The 18,080-nt window shown below is 58.8% G+C and carries 13 protein-coding genes; 6 read left to right on the top strand and 7 right to left on the bottom strand.

Features of this window, described 5'->3' with window-relative positions:
• The first annotated feature begins 41 nt into the window (after window positions 1–41).
• Both HKK53_RS07110 and HKK53_RS07105 read left to right on the top strand, forming a co-directional pair.
• Complete coding sequence (locus HKK53_RS07110) at window positions 42–4,580, top strand: PAS domain-containing hybrid sensor histidine kinase/response regulator (RefSeq protein ID WP_169374197.1); 4,539 nt, start codon at window positions 42–44, stop codon at window positions 4,578–4,580.
• Complete coding sequence (locus HKK53_RS07105) at window positions 4,580–5,527, top strand: diguanylate cyclase (RefSeq protein ID WP_169370193.1); 948 nt, start codon at window positions 4,580–4,582, stop codon at window positions 5,525–5,527. Before HKK53_RS07110 ends, HKK53_RS07105 begins: the two co-directional genes overlap by 1 nt.
• 90 nt (window positions 5,528–5,617) lie before the next feature.
• On the opposite strand, the gene HKK53_RS07100 is transcribed toward HKK53_RS07105, so the two are convergent.
• The 4 genes from HKK53_RS07100 to HKK53_RS07085 form a co-directional block, all read right to left on the bottom strand.
• A complete protein-coding gene (locus tag HKK53_RS07100; RefSeq protein ID WP_169370192.1) occupies window positions 5,618–7,567 on the bottom strand; it encodes a DNA topoisomerase III in 1,950 nt (649 codons plus the stop codon).
• 116 nt (window positions 7,568–7,683) lie between these two features.
• Complete coding sequence (locus HKK53_RS07095; protein ID WP_237150725.1) at window positions 7,684–8,142, bottom strand: nuclear transport factor 2 family protein; 459 nt, start codon at window positions 8,140–8,142, stop codon at window positions 7,684–7,686.
• Window positions 8,143–8,144: 2 nt separating this feature from the next.
• Window positions 8,145–8,981 carry an SDR family NAD(P)-dependent oxidoreductase gene (locus tag HKK53_RS07090; protein WP_169370190.1) on the bottom strand — a complete coding sequence of 279 codons (837 nt, stop codon included), beginning with the start codon at window positions 8,979–8,981 and terminating at the stop codon, window positions 8,145–8,147.
• Window positions 8,978–9,877 carry an NAD-dependent epimerase/dehydratase family protein gene (locus tag HKK53_RS07085; protein WP_169370189.1) on the bottom strand — a complete coding sequence of 300 codons (900 nt, stop codon included), beginning with the start codon at window positions 9,875–9,877 and terminating at the stop codon, window positions 8,978–8,980. Before HKK53_RS07085 ends, HKK53_RS07090 begins: the two co-directional genes overlap by 4 nt.
• Window positions 9,878–9,991: 114 nt before the next feature.
• Between HKK53_RS07085 and HKK53_RS07080 the strand changes: the two genes are divergently transcribed.
• On the top strand, window positions 9,992–10,882 hold the full coding sequence (locus HKK53_RS07080; RefSeq protein WP_169370188.1) for a LysR family transcriptional regulator: 891 nt from the start codon (window positions 9,992–9,994) through the stop codon (window positions 10,880–10,882).
• Window positions 10,883–10,892: 10 nt separating this feature from the next.
• Here the strand turns inward: HKK53_RS07080 and HKK53_RS07075 are convergent, their stop codons facing one another.
• Window positions 10,893–11,834, bottom strand: a complete 942-nt coding sequence (locus HKK53_RS07075; RefSeq protein ID WP_237150723.1) for an AraC family transcriptional regulator — start codon at window positions 11,832–11,834, stop codon at window positions 10,893–10,895.
• A gap of 159 nt (window positions 11,835–11,993) precedes the next feature.
• On the opposite strand from HKK53_RS07075, the gene HKK53_RS07070 reads away from it, so the two are divergent.
• Window positions 11,994–12,830, top strand: a complete 837-nt coding sequence (locus HKK53_RS07070; protein WP_169370187.1) for an oxidoreductase — start codon at window positions 11,994–11,996, stop codon at window positions 12,828–12,830.
• On the opposite strand, the gene HKK53_RS07065 is transcribed toward HKK53_RS07070, so the two are convergent.
• On the bottom strand, window positions 12,824–14,458 hold the full coding sequence (locus HKK53_RS07065) for a Shedu anti-phage system protein SduA domain-containing protein (RefSeq protein ID WP_169370186.1): 1,635 nt from the start codon (window positions 14,456–14,458) through the stop codon (window positions 12,824–12,826). The genes HKK53_RS07070 and HKK53_RS07065 overlap by 7 nt on opposite strands.
• Before the next feature lie 308 nt (window positions 14,459–14,766).
• Between HKK53_RS07065 and HKK53_RS07060 the strand changes: the two genes are divergently transcribed.
• Both HKK53_RS07060 and HKK53_RS07055 read left to right on the top strand, forming a co-directional pair.
• Window positions 14,767–16,176, top strand: a complete 1,410-nt coding sequence (locus HKK53_RS07060) for a serralysin family metalloprotease (RefSeq protein WP_169370185.1) — start codon at window positions 14,767–14,769, stop codon at window positions 16,174–16,176.
• A gap of 253 nt (window positions 16,177–16,429) precedes the next feature.
• The gene (locus tag HKK53_RS07055) at window positions 16,430–16,795 is read left to right on the top strand and encodes a DUF427 domain-containing protein (RefSeq protein WP_169370184.1); all 366 of its coding nucleotides are present in this window, start codon (window positions 16,430–16,432) and stop codon (window positions 16,793–16,795) included.
• A gap of 12 nt (window positions 16,796–16,807) precedes the next feature.
• Here HKK53_RS07055 and HKK53_RS07050 read toward each other — a convergent pair whose 3' ends face one another.
• Entirely contained in the window at window positions 16,808–18,076 is a 1,269-nt protein-coding gene (locus HKK53_RS07050) for an NAD(P)/FAD-dependent oxidoreductase (protein WP_169370183.1), read from the bottom strand.
• Between the last annotated feature and the right edge of the window lie 4 nt (window positions 18,077–18,080).

Below are 18,080 nucleotides of genomic sequence, written 5' to 3'. Positions count from 1 at the left end.
CCTTAAAAATTGAAGGCTTGCAGGTCTTCTGCAACGGGGCAATGCGGGTGAGAAAACATAAGTTTTTTGCATTGAGCTGGGGCGTGGTCATCACTCTGGCGGTGGGGTTGGGGGCAAGCATTCTGGGCGGCTGGCTCCTTGACCGCATCAACCAACAGCAGGCTCAAGAAGCGATCGTAGCGGCCACCGACGAAGCCGCAGATTTGGTTTTAACTCGCCTTAATCTTTACCAATACGGATTGCGAGGCGCTCGTGGAGCGGTGCTGACTGCGGGTGAGCATGGCGTCAGTCGTGAGATTTTTGATCAATATAACCAAACGCGCGACCTCGCTGTCGAGTTCCCCGGCGCCAGTGCCTTGGGCTTTATCAGGCGTGTCCTGGAGCAGGATGAAAGCGACTTTCTCAAGCTCGCTCGGGCCGACGGAAAAACCGATTTCTCCATTCGCCAATTCTCGCCCCATTCAGGCGAGCGTTACGTTGTCCAGTATGTCGAACCGGTTGAGGGTAACCAGCCTGCAATTGGCTTGGACATCGCTTCAGAAACATCGCGGCGAGAGGCGGCACAAGCCTCGATACAAAGCGGTGCGGCACGAATCACCGGGCCCATTACGCTGATACAGGCCCAGGGGAAACCGCAGCAGTCTTTCCTGGTGTTGTTGCCCATCTTTCGCGGCGCAGTGACTCCGGCGACTGCTGCTGAACGCGATGCCGCCGCTTTTGGCTGGAGCTATGTCGTGTTGCGCACAGAGGAAGTACTCAGAGGCCTGCGCATAGAAAATGAGGCGGTACATCTACGATTAAGGGATATCACCGTCCCAGGGCAGGAAAAACTGTTTTATGAAAGCCTTGACGCCTCGGCTCGCCGTGAACCGCTGATGACCCATCAGTTGGAGCGCGAGGTATACGGGAGGCGGTGGCAAATTGAACTCGACGCCAACGCGCTGTTCATTCAGCGACTGCATCAGGTCTCACCAAAAGTTGTGCTGTTTTTCGGTGGTTTTCTCACGCTTCTAATGGCGACCCTGGCAAGTGTTGTGAGTGTCAGCCGTCAACGTCGGCGGCAGATATTTGTCGAGCAGGCAAGGCTGGCTTCCATCGTTGAAAGCTCGGCAGATGGCATTATCGGAAAAACACTCGATGGCGTCGTCACCAACTGGAACAAAGGTGCTGAGCGCCTTTTTGGGTACACCGCCGAGGAAGCGGTGGGACAGACGCTCGCCAATTTGATTGTTCCGGCAGCACTTGTCACAGAGGAAGCTCATATCCTTGCGCGCATCAGGGCGGGAGAGCGTATCGATAGCTTTGATACCCAACGCCATCACAAAGACCAGCGACTGATCGATGTCTCCGCCAGCATTTCACCCATTTATGGCGAGGGCGGTCGCGTCGTTGGAGCCTCCAAGACATTAAGGGATATCTCGGCGAAAAAAGCAGCTGAGGCGCGGATTCTCGAACTCAATTCCAACCTTGAGGAGCAGGTTGCGCAGCGAACGTCCGAGTTGCGGCATCTCAATCTGTTGTTGGGCACGGTCCTACGCTCGGCTACCGAGGTTTCGATCATTGCGACGGATCTCGATGGCGTTATCCGTGTGTTCAACAAAGGTGCCGAGCATTTGTTGGGTTATGACGCCGATGAGTTAGTCGGTAAAGACACCCCGACGCTCTTCCATGTACCCGAAGACGTTGCTGCCCGTGGTGTGGAGCTGAGCGAGGAGTACGCTCAGACAATCGACGGTTTTCGGGTACTTACCTATAAGCCTGAGCTTGAAGGAGCGGAAACCCGAGAGTGGACTTACATACGCAAGGATGGCTTGCGGGTTCCTGTCACGCTGGTGGTCACCTCCATGCGCGACGCCGATGGGGTGTTGAGCGGTTACCTGGGTATCGCCGTAGACATCACCGAACGTAAAGCGGCAGAAAAGGAATTGGCTGCGAGCCTGAAAACAACACTGGAACAACGTAGCGAACTGATGGCGGTGCACGATCAGCTGCTGATGGCGGCTGAAGTGGCCGAACTGGGCGTCTGGTCCTGGACCTTGACTGACAATGCCTTGAAGTGGAATGACCGCATGTTCGAGTTCTACGGGCAGCCACTGTCGTTGCGCAATACCGGCCTGGGTTATGAGCACTGGTACTCGCGTGTTCACCCCGAAGATGTTGTGGCAGCGGCTGAAAAGCTGAAGGGGGCGGTCGAGGGGACTGATGTGTATGACACCATTTTCCGCGTCGTTCGCCCGGATGGCCAGATCCGCTTCATACAGGCCGGCGCGCAGGTCGAACGTGGTCCAAACGGTATAGCGTTGCGTGTGACGGGTATCAATCGGGACATCACTGCCCAACGCGAACTGGAGTCACATCTGCTTTACGCCAAGGAACAGGCCGATGCAGGGAGTGCCGCCAAGTCTGCATTCCTGGCCAACATGAGTCATGAGATACGCACACCGATGAACGCCGTGTTGGGTATGTTGCAGTTGGTGCAGAACACCGACCTGGATGGTCGCCAACTCGACTATGTGAGCAAAGCGCAGTCCGCTGCGAAATCACTGTTGGGTTTGCTCAACGACATCCTCGATTACTCCAAGATTGAGGCGGGCAAGCTGCAACTCGATGTGCACCCGTTCGAGCTCGAACCGCTCATGCGTGACCTCGCCGTAGTGCTGGCAGGCAACCAGGGCCAGAAAGACGTTGAGATCATGTTCGATCTGGACGCCAATTTACCCAGCGACCTGATCGGCGATAGCCTGCGACTGCAACAGGTACTGATCAACCTGGCGGGCAATGCCCTGAAATTCACCCTGGAAGGCCAGGTTGTGGTCAGCGTGGAACAACGGCTGCGCACGCAAAGTGCGGTGAGCTTGCGCATCGCCGTTTCTGATACCGGCATTGGTATCAGCCCGGAACAACTTCAGCGCATTTTTGAAGGCTTCACTCAGGCCGAGGCTTCAACTTCCCGGCGCTTTGGTGGTACAGGCCTGGGCCTGGTGATCTGCAAGCGGTTGGTCGCCTTGATGGGCGGCGAACTTCAGGTGCAGAGTCAGCAAGGTGTGGGGAGTCGTTTCTGGTTCGATATCACACTGGATGTAGCGCCCACGTCACTGCCGAAATCCACCCGCCCTGAAGTCGATGTGTCCATACGGATTCTGGTCGTCGACGACAACGCCATGGCGGGTGAACTGCTGTTGCGAACCGTTCATGCTTTGGGATGGAAGGCTGACCGCGTGAGTGGGGGCACGCAAGCGGTGGAATGGGTGAAGAAAGGCCAGGCGTCAGGTGAAGCCTACGACGTGGTGCTGATGGACTGGCGGATGTCCGATATGGATGGGTTGAGCGCTGCGCAATTGATCCGGCAGCAGGGTAACGGTGTGTCACCTCCGCTGGTCATTATGATCACTGCATACGGCCGCGAAGTATTGGCCGATGCCCACCAGGCGGGAGACGCTCCCTTCGTGGGTTTTCTCACTAAACCTGTCACACCCAAGCAGCTGGCCGACGCTGTTCAGCGAGCACTCAACGGCAAAGACCTGCTGCATTCCCCCCTTTCCCGGTCAACGGTTGACCGGCCGCAGCGTCTGGCCGGGCTGCGGCTATTGGTGGTGGAAGACAACATGCTCAATCGCCAGGTAGCCGATGAGTTACTGACAAGGGAAGGCGCCGAGGTGAGGCTGGCGGAAGGCGGACTGGAGGGTGTCAGCAAGGTGATGAGTGAACGATTCGACGTCGTATTGATGGACATCCAGATGCCGGATATTGATGGCTTGGAGGCGACCCGTCGCATTCGATCGAGCCCGCGTTTTGCAACGCTTCCAATCGTGGCGATGACCGCCAATGCCTCCAATAGCGACCGTGAGGCGTGTCTTGCCGCGGGGATGAATGAGCATGTTGGCAAGCCCATCGACCTGGAACAACTTGTCGCAACGCTGCTCTTGCAAGTGGGCCGCGAGGGTCGCCAGGTAGCTTCAAGCCAGGGGCAAACCCTTGCGCGGGAAGGCGTCATCGATTCTCGTGCATCAATCATTGATCGCTTTGGTGGTGACCTCGATTTGATCCGTATCGTGCTGAAAAACTTCGGCCCGGAGCTGGAAAAGCAGCTTGTCCGGTTGCACGATCAGATCCAGCACCAAGACGCATCGGGGGCCGCTTTTGTACTCCATTCCATTAAAGGCAGCAGCGGCACCATGGGCGCCAAGGCGCTGTCACAGCTGGCCGGCAACCTGGAGCAGACCCTGAAAGATCCAGAGTCTGCAGCGAGCGTCTTTGCTGACGTCACCTGGTTTGACGAATTAAGCAGGTTGCTGCAACTCAGTCTTGAGCAGATGAGTGTCGACTTTGGTCAGAGCCCACGAGCAACGATCAGTGCTGGCAACGAAATCATGGAACTGACGCAATGGAAGGAATCCCTCGAAGAGATTTTGCTATTGCTGGAAGCCGGTAACCTTCTAGCCTTAGAGTTGACCGACGCATTGGTGTCAAAAACGCCACCATCCCTGCGACCCCGGTTCGATGAACTGGTGGCCAGTGTCCAGTCGCTGGACTTTTCGGCTGCGATGCCGATTGGTCGTGACCTGCTGAAATCTGCCTGATGGATCAATCGATGGAAACCTGGTTGCCGCATTCACACAACCGTCCAAAATTACTCATTGTCGACGACCAGCCGACGAATATCCGGGTACTGCATGAGCTGTTTCGTGAGGATTTTGATGTATTTATGGCCACCAGCGGTGAACAGGCGATCACCGTATGCCAGGCCCAACAGCCCGATTTGATCCTGCTGGATGTGGTCATGGAGGGCATGGACGGGTATGAAGTGTGCCGTCGACTCAAGGCTGGCCCGCAGACCCAAGGCATTCCCATCATCTTCATTACCGCACAGCAACAGGAGTCAGAGGAGCTGCTGGGCCTGGAGCTTGGTGCGGTGGACTTCATCAGTAAGCCCATTAATCCAGTCATTGTTAAAGCACGGGTGCGAACTCATCTGACCCTGAAGTTACAGAGCGATCTGCTACGGAGCATGGCGATGATGGATGGCCTTACCGGGGTGGCCAATCGACGCAAATTCGATGAGGACATTTCGGCCGATTGGCGCCAGTGCTTTCGAGAGCAAAAGCCGCTGTCACTGATCTTGGCGGATGTCGATTTTTTTAAGCGCTACAACGACCGTTATGGGCATCAGGCAGGCGATGGCTGCCTCAGATCCGTTGCCCGAGCGTTATCGGAAACGGTTGGACGCCCCTACGACCTGGTGGCTCGGTATGGCGGCGAAGAGTTTGTCTGCGTCTTGCCCAAGACGGACCTTTCTGGAGCCGTCGAGATTGCACAAAGAATGCAGGAACGTGTTCGAGCACTGGGCATTGAACATGCTGCTTCTGATGTCGATCGTGTAGTGACTATCTCTCTGGGTGTCGCAACATTGATCCCCGCGGTTGATCTTGAATACCAGGCCTTGGTGGAAGCTGCAGACAAGCAACTCTACAAAGCGAAGAGCGCTGGCAGGGGCAGGGTGTGCTCAGCTTCAATGGCGCCCAGTTAAGGACTCCCTTTTTGGCTGAGTCCTGAAGGCCAGTGGTGAATCAAGCGCTTTTGCCCATCAAAAGCGCCCAGTTGTCTGGCTGCCCACAACCTAGGCTTTGCTCGCCGGTTTGGCCACGCGTTTTGTGCCGGTGGCAGGTTTGCGGGGGGCGGTTTTGCGTTTTTTCTTCCACGGCGTGGCGCCGCGACCGGCGGGGCTCGCCGGGCCGCTGATGGTCATGCTCAGGCCGGCGCAACGGGCGACCTGCTTGCTCATCCACGCCGCCTGTTTGGTGACGAATTCTTCCAGGCTCATTTCACCGCTTTGCACCATGTCCAGCGCTTGCTCCCAGATCGCCGTGGTGCCCGGATCGGCGATGGCCCGCGGTACGGCGTCGATCAGGCTGAACGCTGCCGGCGTTGCGGCCAGGGCCTTGCCATTCTTCACCAAGTAACCCCGGTCGAGCAGGCCCTGGATGATCGAGGCGCGGGTCGCTTCGGTGCCGATCCCGGTGGTGTCCTTGAGTTTCTGTTTGAGCAGCGGGTCTTCCACCAGTTTGGCGACGTTCTTCATCGCCTTGATCAGATCGCCCTCGGTGAACGGCTTGGGCGGTTGGGTCCAGAGATCCTTGAGTTTGACCTCGGCCACTGCGCAATCCCGTCCTTCGGCCAGGGCCGGCAGGGTTTGCGGTGCGGGTGCCTCACGGCCCTTGGCCGGGGCCAACGCCTCGGGCAGAGCACGCTTCCAGCCCGGTTCGACGATCTGCTTGCCCACGGCGCGCAAGGCTTCGCCGGCACAGTCGAAGTCGGCCTGGGTGCGGTCATATTCATGGTTGGGCAGGAACTGCGCCAGATAACGCGCGCGGATCAGCGTATAGACCGCCCGCTGCTTGCCGACCAGCCGTTCGAGGTTCTTCGCTGCGGCGGTGGGGATGATGCCGTGGTGTGCGCTGACCTTGGCATCGTTCCAGGCCCGTGAACGGCGCTGAGGCTGCAGATGCTCATTCAGCGCGTTCAGGCTCGGATCGGCCTGGCGCAGGGCGGCGAGAATGCCGGGAGCTTCGCTGTGCTGGCTCACGGGCAGGAACCCGCAATCGCTGCGCGGGTAAGTGATGACTTTGTGGGTTTCGTAGAGGGCCTGGGCGATGTCGAGGGTTTCCTGGGCGCCGAGGCCGAGTTTCTTCGAACAGACTTCCTGCAAGGTGCCCAGGTCGAACGGTAACGGTGCGATTTCACGCATGCGCTCGGTGCGCAGCTTGATTACCCGGGCACTCGCCGCGCCGCTCATCGCCGCGGCCGCTTGCTGCGCCAGGGCCTGATTCAGACAGCGATCCTGATCGTCACAAACATCCGACGCCGCGCGCCACTGGGCGGTGAACGCGGTGCCATCGTGCAGCAGTTGCACATCGATGGCCCAATAGGCGACGGGGACGAAATCGGCAATGCTGCGATCCCGATCCACCACCAGGCGCAAGGTCGGCGTTTGCACGCGACCCACCGGCAACACCCCTTGGTAACCGGACTGCCGGCCCAACAGGGTAAACAGCCGACTCATGTTCATCCCTATCAGCCAGTCCGCCCGGGAGCGGCCCAGCGCCGAGTGATACAGGCTGAACGTCTCGGCCCCCGGCTTGAGCGCCGCCAGGGCCTTGCGGATCGAGGCATCGTCCAGCGCCGACAGCCACAACCGCTGGATCGGCCCGCGATAACGGCAATGCTCCACCAATTCCCGGGCGATCATTTCACCTTCGCGGTCGGCGTCAGTGGCGATCACCAGTTCCGTAGCCTCGCCCAGCAGACGCTTGACTGCCTTGTACTGGCTGGCGGTACGCGGTTTGACGGTCATCTTCCATTTGTCGGGGATGATCGGCAGGTCGGCCAGCACCCAGCGTTTATAGCGCGCGTCGTAGGCATCCGGCGGCGCGGTTTCCAGCAGATGGCCGATGCACCAGGTCACCGTGACGTTCGTTCCCAGCCAGCAACCGTCGCCCCGGCGCTTGGCGCCGAGCACTGCCGCGATGTCTTTGGCCTGGGAAGGTTTCTCACAGAGGTACAGCTGCATAACCACCATCGTTCAAGTCGGTTTGAAGAAGGCGTACAGAATGCGCAGGGATTTTGATTGGGGCAACCTTTATCTGTATGGATATACAGATAAAAGATTGCCGATGATGACGAGACTTAGACAGACACTTCCGAGCCTGCGACGGCTTTCCAGCTGGCCAATGGCGTCAGGAAGTGCAGCTCGAACCGGCGTTCGGTAAAGGCCCAGCGCCCATCTCGCCGCTCGAATCGGTCGTGATACAGGCCGCTGATCTGCACCTGCCCCATCTCGACATGGGTACACAAACAGTCCACCGCCACACGCCCGGTGGCGGTTTCGCCGTCGATATCGATCACGGCGTTGGCCATCCAGTGGTGCATGTGCGGCATGCTCGCCCAGTTGATATGGGCCGACTCGATGATCGCCTCGATGCCTTGGTAACTACCGAATGCAGCGCCCAGATCCAGAACCGCGCCTTCGTGCCAAATGCTATGCAGCAGATGTTCGTCGCGGCCATCGAAGGCCAGCGCATATTCGGCGATCAGGCGTTCCAGCGCGACGCGGGTTTCGAGCAGTTCAATACGTAAAGTCAGCATGTTCATACCTCATTGAAGTCCGTGGACAGCGACAGGTCGCGCCACTGGTTGAGTTCTGCGGCCACAAACGCCAGTTTGTCGTCGACCACCTTCACCGCATCGGTCCCCGCGACAAAGCGCAGCGGCGGCTGGGGCAGGGCGGCCAACGCCACAACCGCGCGCCCCAGCCGATCCGGATCACCGATCTGCTGATGATTGCGTGCCTCGAAAACCGCCAATGTCTTCGTACGCAAATCGTCGTAGTCCTCCAGCGCCCGAGTCCCCAGTTTCAGCATGCGACTGTCGAGGAATTCCGTGCGAAACGCCCCCGGTTCCACCAGCGTCAGCTTGATCCCGAACGGCTCGATTTCCAGCGCCAGGGCTTCGGAAAAACCCTCGATGGCGAACTTGCTGGACGAGTACATCGACGCCCCCGGCACCCCTTTGAAACCACCATTGGAAGACATGTTGATCACATGCCCGGAACGCTGCCGACGCATTACCGGCAACACCGCACGGGTCACGTTGAACGTGCCGAACACATTGGTCGCGAACTGACGCTCGATGGCCTCGGGCCCGACCTCTTCGAAAGGCCCGAACTGCCCGTAACCGGCGTTGTTGACCAGTACATCGATGCGCCCGAAGCGCTCGATAGCGGCCGCAACCACGGCGTCGGCCTGGGTGAACTCGCGAATATCCAGCACGGCATTCAGCGCACGGTCGCCGTACATCGCTTCCAAACTTGGCAGGTCAAGATCCGTCGCAACCACCGCGTCACCATGGGCCAGCGCAGCCTTGGCAATGCCCGCACCCAAACCGTTGGCGGCCCCGGTAATCAGCCATACACGCCGCCCGTTCATAGCGGCATCTCGTTGCTGATCCAGTCCAGAATTGAGGCATGACGCGGTGTCCAGCCCAGTTCTGCACGTGCGCGTTTGGCGATCACCCGGCTATTGGTGCCGAAAGTGAAATGCACGTGCATCGGGTCCCAATGCTGCGCGGCTTCCACCACCGACCACGACTGCACCGGCCCCAGCTCCATGCGTTCGGCGAGGGCCGGGCCCATGTCGGCGAAGGACGCTTCACCGTTCTCGACGAAATAGAATGCGCCGGCCGGGGCTTTTTCCAGGGCCAGCACGTACAGCTCGGTCAAATCGTCGATGTGCACGTTGGACCAGCAATTGACCCCTTTGCCGATGATCCGCAGCACTCCGGTTTCCCGGGCCCGGGCCATCAGGAACGGCAACTGGAAGCTGTGATCGGTCAGCCCGTGGCCGACGCCGTAGATGTTGCTCGGGCAAATCACCACGGTGCGAATGCCTTCGCTGGCGGCTTTGATCAGGCGCAGGTCGATGTTGTAGCGCGGCTGTTTCAACGGATCGATGATGAACGGCGTGTCTTCGTCGAAGATGTGCCCGGACAGATAATCGCCCTTGGCGTCATCGCCGATGATGCTGGAGCCGCTGGTGTGGATCAGCAGTTTGCCGGTGCCCTGCAACGCTTCGATAAACGACTCGACGGCGCCGGCATGGTCGCTGTTAGCCGCGTCAATCACTGCATCGGCCCGACGCGCTTCGGCCATCAATAACTCGTGATCATCGAGGCTGCCGAGCACCGGCGTGATGCCCCGTGCCTTGAGCTGTTCGGCTTTCTTTGGGTCGCGGACCAGTCCGCGAATCGAGTGCCCGTCAGCCATCAGCCGATGAGCGACGCTGCCGCCAACGAAGCCGTTGGCGCCGGTCAGGAAGATATTCATAAGGCAAGAACCCTTGGAAGATGAGCGAGCACTCACCTTAGCCTCGGGCAATTAGCGGAAAAATAGGCCGCAGTTCTGTTTAGAATGGACTCCAGAGTCATCAATGGAGCCATCATGGAAAGCCTGAACGCCATCGGCGTATTCGTCGCCGCCGCCGAAGCCCGCAGCTTTGTCGGTGCGGCCAGGGCCTTGGGGATCTCGGCCTCGGCGGTGAGCAAAAGCATTGCGCGGCTGGAGGCCCGGTTCGGGGTGCGGCTGTTCCACCGCAGTACTCGCAGTATCACCCTCACGGCCGAAGGCACGCAGTTTGTCGAGCGTTGCCGGCGGGTGCTGGCGGAGCTGGAAGTGGCCGGCGAAGAGCTCTCGCAGAATGTATCGCTGCCCCAGGGACCGTTGCGCATCAGCCTGCCGATGATCGCCAAGCCCTTTGTGTCGATTTTCGGCGAATTTCAGTCGCGCTATCCCGAGATTCAGCTGGACCTGGAGTTCACCGATCGCCTGACCGATGTCATCACTGAAGGCTTCGACGCGGTCATCCGCAGCGGCGTACCCAGGGACTCGGGGTTGTCCGCGCGACCGTTGGGCACTTACCGCATGCTCACGGTCGCATCCCCAGCGTATCTGGCCTCCCGAGGCGTGCCCCTACAGCCGGAAGACTTGCACCAGCACGCGTGCATTCATTTTCGCTTTCCCAAGTCCGGCAAGTTGCAGGCGTGGCTGTTCAATCGGGACGAGCAGCCCGTTGAGCTGGAGCTGCCGCGCTCGATGATTTGCAATTCGGTGGAAGGGCGCATGGACCTTGCCGTGCAAGGCCTCGGCATCACCTATGCCGCCGATTTTGTGGTGCGCGAGGCGTTGGCGGATGGGCGGTTGGTGGAAGTGCTTGAGGCGTTTACCTGGGAGAAGGGCCAGTTCAATCTGCTTTGGCCGTCCGGGCGGCAAGTGCCGCCGAAATTGCGGGAGTTTATTGAGTTCTTGGTGAGCCATACGCCGTTTAGCCGCTGACACAATAGGTTTAGTGTGAGGAGACAAACACCGAATCAGCCACCGGCGGCGGCAGGGCAAATGCGCCTTTCATCCGCGCCACTTCCTCGGTGGGCGTGCGCCCAAACAGCCTTTTGAACTCGCGACTGAACTGCGAGCCGCTTTCATACCCGACGTCGGATGCCGCACGCGCCACGCTGTAGCCGTTGCGCACCATCAACAGCCGCGCCTGGTGCAGGCGTGTCGATTTCAGGTACTGCATCGGCGAAGTGTGGGTGATGGCTTTGAAGTGCGCGTGGAAGGTCGGCACGCTCATGTTCGCCTCCGCAGCCAGGTGTTCGACGTCGAGCCGTTCGCCGAGGCTGCCGTGCATTTTGCGCAGGGCCCGGGAGATGCGCCCGAACTGCCCGCGAGCGGCGAGGGCGGCGCGCATTGAACCGCCCTGGGCGCCAGTGAGAATGCGGAAATAGATTTCCCGCACCAGCGCTGGCCCGAGCAGGCGACCGTCCAGTGGCGAATCGAGGGCTTCCAGCAGGCGCAGGACGGATTGGCTCAGGCGCGGTTCCATCGGCGAGGCGTACATGCCTTTGGGTGCGGCGGTGGGTTGGTCGTCGAGTTGCAGCATCAGGTCGGCGGCGAGGTTGAAGTCCAGATGAAAATAGATTGCCAGCAGCGGCTCTTCGGCGCTGGCGTCGGTTTCCATGGTGAACGGCACGGGCACCGCAACCGCCAGATAGTGTTGGGCATCGTAGAGGTAGGTCGCGTCGCCCCAGTACCCGCGCTTGCGGCCCTGACAGACGATAACGATGCCTGGATCGTAGAGCACTGGCGTACGCTGCAACGCCCGGTTGGAGCGCAGCAAGCGCACATCGGCCAGGGCGGTGAGGTTGTAACCCTCATCCGGGGCGAGTTTCGTCAGCAGCGCAATCGTCTGCGCCTGGCAATCGTTTTGATCTATGCCTGATTCGCTCAAAAAACCTTTCCCACCCGAGAACACGAGACTTGAATGTGAACTGCTGCGAGCCGCAAATCAATCGGCTCATAGGATTAGGCAAAAGTCCGACAGTAATCGGCGTTCAGCCGTTGCGGTAGCATCCCTATCATGACCAACACACCACAGCGGAGCGCGACCATGACGACGACAAAGACCCTTTTCATCACCGGCGTCAGCAGCGGCTTCGGCCAGGCGCTGGCCAACGAAGCCCTGGCCGCAGGTCACCGGGTGATCGGCACCGTGCGCAGCGAAACGGCGCGCATCGAGTTTGAACAACACCCGTCGAAAAATGCCTTCGGCCGCTGCCTCGATGTCACCGACTTCACTGCGATCGACGCCGTCGTCGCCGAAGTTGAAAACACCCTCGGCCCGGTGGATGTATTGGTCAACAACGCCGGCTACGGCCATGAAGGGGTTTTCGAGGAATCGGCGCTGGAAGAGATGCGCCAACAGTTCGACGTTAACGTGTTCGGCGCAGTGGCTGTAATCAAGGCGTTCGTGCCGTTCTTCCGTCAGCGCCGGGCCGGGCACATCATCAATATCACCTCCATGGGCGGCTTTATCACGATGCCCGGCATCGCCTATTACTGCGGCAGCAAATTTGCCCTGGAAGGCATCTCCGACACCTTGAGCAAGGAACTCAAACCCTTCGGCATCGCGGTCACGGCGGTGGCGCCGGGATCGTTTCGCACCGATTGGGCCGGGCGCTCGATGCGCCGCTCCGAGCGCAGCATCGCCGACTATGACGCAACCTTCGACCCGATCCGCACCGCGCGCCAAGCCAAGAGCGGCAAGCAACTGGGCGACCCGATCAAAGCCGCCCAAGCCATGCTGACCTTGATCGCCAGCGATGCACCGCCCGCGCATTTGTTGCTGGGCAGCGATGCGTTGCAACTGGTTCGTGAACGGTTGGCGAATATGACGCAGGAGATCAATGCCTGGGAGGTGCTGAGTCGATCCACGGATGGCTATTGATCAAGAGCGTTTATCAGGTGATGCATTCTCTCCAGCAGATCGTCGTAGGTGATGACCTTGACTGTTTGATTGGTATTAAGGCCAAACAACACCTCTTTCTTTTCTGCTGTCAGTTTTCGTGAGCGGCCGATCACAACCAGGCCCTCGACGACGTAGTTGCCCTGCAACCAGTCCGGGATGTCTTGTTTGTTTTCCCTGATCTGGCGTATCCAGTCGTTTACTTGCTTGATTGCATGGGTGACTTTGTGTCTTAGCTGATTGGTTTTGGTGAAAATTTCGTCGCTATGGCGCTCCAGTTCAATCAGCACGATACGCTTGTCCGCCTGATTGTATTGAAGGACCAGGTCGGCTCTGCAGTTGCCAATGCGAACCTCGCTGTATAGCTTGGCGAGATGGCAGTCGAGGATCTGTGGGTAGGCCTTGATGAATTTGTGCAGGTCTCTTTCAACCGTTGATTTGTTTCCGAGCAATCTGCAGAACTTGATGAAAACACTTTCGAATTGGGTTTGGGGATTGTTTGCCGGTGCAAGTCCTTTCAGCTTGTTCTTGAGCATATCCTGCTTGCTCAGCCTCGGCCGGGAGGAGGGTTGACGGCAGGGTGAAACGGAAATGGGCGGAATGAGTTCCGAGAAACCTCGCCCCAGCACCTGAACGGCAGTGTTTGAGAAGGGACCGATAATAACGGCTGGAACCCGGTCTATTTCGATGACGTTATAGGCCAGGTACGCCAGATAATCATCATCCATTATGAGTTGGCCGTTTTTTTCATAGAGGACCAGTTCGTACGCGGGCCTGCCAGACTCGATAGCATGCGGCATGAACGCCTTGATTCTTTCTTCCGGGATACTCAGTGCATGGTCGATATCCCAGGGTTGAACCGCGTCCAGAGGTACCATTACCCTTGTGCAAGCGACTTTATTTGCATACGCCTGGGACAGGAGTTTTATCAAGTAGTTATTGGTGGGACGATTTGCGGATTCTTCATCGATAATAGAATCCAGCGGCAACATCCTGTATTTGTAGTTGTAGTAAGCGGCCAGGCATTGGAAGGCGAAGGCTGACGGTGGAACTGATGCTATTTCGTCCCTTGGAATACGTACCCAACCATCACCTGTACAGGCTGACATGAGCGGTTCAGGTTCTGCTTGATAAGCCCTGATGTCAAAGCGGTATATTCGATTTGTAAGGTCCTGCAAGTTATACAAGGTTGCGGAGTAAACGATTCCGCCGCCCTTGAGATGTTCTCTATGAAACATAATGCCGTAGCGAACATCTTCGAGTATGGAGGAGACGAAGAAGAATTCCGGAAGTGTGTTGGTTTCCAGCAAATAAAGTTTATTGATGCTGTCCTCCAGCGACGGGAGGTCATCTCGGGTCAACACTAAATCTTCTTCTACCAACATGATGGCTTTCATCATGTCGCCGACGATCGGGTTTTCCTGATAGTGCTTCAGTATCCAGGAGGTGATTTCATTTTTGCTTCCGATCCTTTTTTCGCCTCCGGATATTTCTAACAGTAAGGCTCGTCTCAAGTGCGTCAGTACAGAGACGGGCTCATGTGCTGGCAGGTTAATCATCTGCGTGTTGATATCTGAAAAAATACCGCCTGTTTCTTCTATGAAGGGCACCGATCAAGAATGGGTTGTAGTCACTACGCCTGCAAACCGAAGCGACAAAATATCGGCTGATAATCAAAGGCGACAGTGGTTTTTCTGAGTCAGCGCTAAAAAAGTGTATCAATTTTCCTCTGTTTTTTTACCCAGACAGTCTTTCCGTGCAGCGATGCCTGGAAAACCGCTATCGAGAAATTGATTAGCGCCACGTTTCAAGCTGTGTCAGTTTCACCGCGCCTGCAATGGGGCGAGTGACAGGACGATCTCGCCAAGGGATCGCCGTGGTCTGTCGAAACTGACTACTTTGAACAAGGACGTAAACCATGTCTCTAGCAAAAGCCCGGACCAGTGACGCCTACTCCACCGTCGATACATTCAGCCACTTGTACGACCGGGGCGGCAGCGCGCTGATCAACGGCAAACCATCGTTCACCGCCGATCAGGCGGCCGACCAGATCCTGCGCAAAGGCGCGTCCTGGCACGATCAGAATGCCGACGGCAAGATCGACCTCAGCTACACCTTCCTCACCTCGAAACCGGCCAACTACAACCCGGCCCTCGGCACGTTCGGCGAATTTAGCGCCCAGCAAAAAGCCCAGGCCGTGCTGGCGATGCAATCCTGGTCGGACGTGGCCAACGTGACCTTCAGCGAAGGCAAGGGTGGCGACGGTCACATGACCTTCGGCAACTACAGCAACAACACCGGCGGCGCGGCGTTCGCCTATCTGCCCCAGGGCAGCCAGTACGATGGCCAGTCCTGGTACATGATCAACGACCAATACCAGGTCAACAAAACCCCGGACACCAACAACTACGGGCGCCAGACCCTGACCCACGAAATCGGCCACACCCTGGGCCTGTCGCACCCGGGCGTCTACAACGCCGGTAACGGCAATCCGACCTACAACGACGTGACCTACGCCCAGGACACCCGTGGCTACAGCCTCATGAGCTACTGGAGCGAAAGCAACACGCACCAGGACTTCAGCAAGGACGGCAGCGGCGCCTACGCCTCGGCACCATTGCTCGACGACATCGTCGCCGTGCAGAAACTCTACGGCGCCAACCTGGACACCCGCGCCAGCGACACGGTCTACGGCTTTAACTCCAACGCCGAGCGCGATTTCTACAGCGCCACGTCGGCCGCCTCGAAAGTGGTGTTTTCGGTGTGGGACGGTGGTGGTAACGACACCCTGGACTTCTCCGGTTTCAGCCAGAACCAGAAGATCAACCTCAACGAAGGCGCGTTCTCCGATGTGGGCGGCCTGGTCGGCAACGTTTCCATCGCCCACGGCGTGACCCTGGAGAATGCCATCGGTGGTTCGGGCAATGACCTGCTGATCGGCAACGCCGCGGCGAACGGTCTGGAAGGCGGGGCCGGCAACGACATCATCTACGGGGCCGGTGGCGGTGATTCGTTGTGGGGCGGGGCCGGGGCGGACACGTTTGTGTTCGGCGCCGCCAGCGATTCGACCATGACCGCGCCGGACTGGATCATGGATTTCACCAGCGGCCAGGACAAGATCGACCTGTCCGGCATCGCCGAGTTTGCCTCGGGTAATGCGACGTTGAACTTTGTCAGCGGTTTCACCGGGCATGCCGGTGATGCGATCCTGACCTGGTTTGCCGAGAGCAATCAGACCAGTTTGATGGTCGATTTGACCGGGCATGGCGCGGTGGATTTTGCGGTGGGGATGGTCGGGCAGGCAGCGGTGAGCGATATCGTCGCTTGATGTAAAGCAAGATCAAGAGATCGCAGCCTTCGGCAGTTCCTAAACGGGATCGCGTTCACCGACATAATCGCGGCGAACACCAATCCCGTAGAAGCTGCCGAAGGCTGCGATCTTTTGATTTTGTGATTCCGTTCGGCTGCGAAGCCGTCGCGATGCCGAAACATGGGTTATACCTGACAGTCGTGGTCTAAGGTTTTGGGGCTGCTGTATTGCCCATCGCATAGGTTCATCACTGTCATGAGGAACGTATTCCATGAAAAGCTCCGGTCCCAGTCCTGTCATCACCATTGCCGAGCAACCCGGCTGTCTGTTGGTGAAGTTCCACGGTATTCAGGTGGCCGCGTCCGCCCGGGCGCTGGTGCTGCTCGAGGCCAATTACCCTCCGGTGTACTACGTCCCGCGTGAAGACATCGATGAAAAATATTATGCCCGCACCGACCACACCAGCTATTGCCCGTACAAGGGCGACGCCAGTTACTTCAGCTTGCAGATCCCGGGGCATGAAGGCGCCAACGCGGTGTGGAGCTATGAGAACCCCAAGGTGTCGGTCGATCAGATTAAAGACTATGTGGCGTTCTACCCTGACCAGGTGACCTTCGAGATTCTCAAAGATGTCTGACCGATTTTTTTATCAGAAGCGATCGAGCCGGTACGGTTCGATGGCCGGTAAACCATGAGCCGGGGTGACCGCAGCCATGTGCGCGATCAACTCGGCCGTGACGGCTGCCTGAGTCAAACCCAAATGCTGGTGGCCGAAAGCGAGCAGCACCTTGCCCTCGCACACCCGGTCGATGATCGGCAGGGAATCCGGCAAGGACGGACGAAATCCCATCCACGGCGTGGCATCGTCAGCGTTCAAGTCGCGGCGGAATAAGCCATTGCTCAGCCGGTGCAACTGCCAGGCACGCTGCATGCTCGGCGGGCGGTGGAGGCCGGCGAACTCGACGGTGCCGGCCAGCCTCAGCCCATCGGCCATGGGCGTCATGATGAATTTACGCTCCAGCGAAGTGACGGCGAACGGCAACCGATGCTGCTCGTGGGGCAACATCAGGTGATAACCGCGTTCGGTATCCAATGGGATCTTTTTGCCAGTCAGCGCAGCGGTAAGCTTCGCGGAATGGGCACCGCAGGCGATCAGCACCTGGCGGGCGTTGATATGGCCCTGATCGGTGATCAGCGCGACGCCGTCCTCCTGTAAGTGCCCACCCTGAACCTGTTGTTTCAAGAACTGCACGCCGCCGGCCTTGGCCGCGTCGACCAGTTCGCAGACAACCCGGTAAGGATCAAGAAAATGCCCGGTGCTCGGAAAAAACAAGCCGCCCTGAATCTGTTCACTAAGCTGCGGGGCCACCTCGAGAATGGCCTCGGACTGCCAGAAATCCACCGGCACCTGCTGCTGACGCATCCGCGCCTGTAACGCTTCAATCGCCTGACGCGACTCGGCACGCTCGAACACCAGCAACGAGCCGTCTTCCCTGAGCAAATCCGGGCGGGCAATGTCCGCCAGCAACCGCTGCCACGCGCCAAGGCTGCTTTCGTTGAGCGCGCGGAGGCCGGCCACGGTGCGTTGGAACGGCACCGGGCGCAGGTTCAACAACAGGCGCATAAACCAGGGCAGGGCGCGCGGCAGGTATTTCCAGTCCAGGCGCAGCGGGCCCATCGGGTCCATGAGCATAGCGGGCAGGCGCTTGAGGATCGACAGGTCGGCGATGGGAAACACCTGCTCGGTGGCCAGGTGCCCGGCATTGCCGAACGAGGCGCCATGGCCGGGTTCCTGCTGGTCGATCACCACCACCCGCAGGCCTTGGCGGGCCAGGCGCAGGGCGCAGGCGACGCCGATGATGCCGGCGCCGACCACGGCGATGTCGTGCGGGTCGTTCGAAGTGGAGTGATTAGACATTGGC

The sequence above is a fragment of the Pseudomonas sp. ADAK7 genome (assembly GCF_012935675.1).
Lineage (GTDB): Bacteria > Pseudomonadota > Gammaproteobacteria > Pseudomonadales > Pseudomonadaceae > Aquipseudomonas.
The sequence above is the reverse complement of the archived record's forward strand: the minus strand, read 5'-3'. Positions and strand labels throughout refer to the sequence as shown.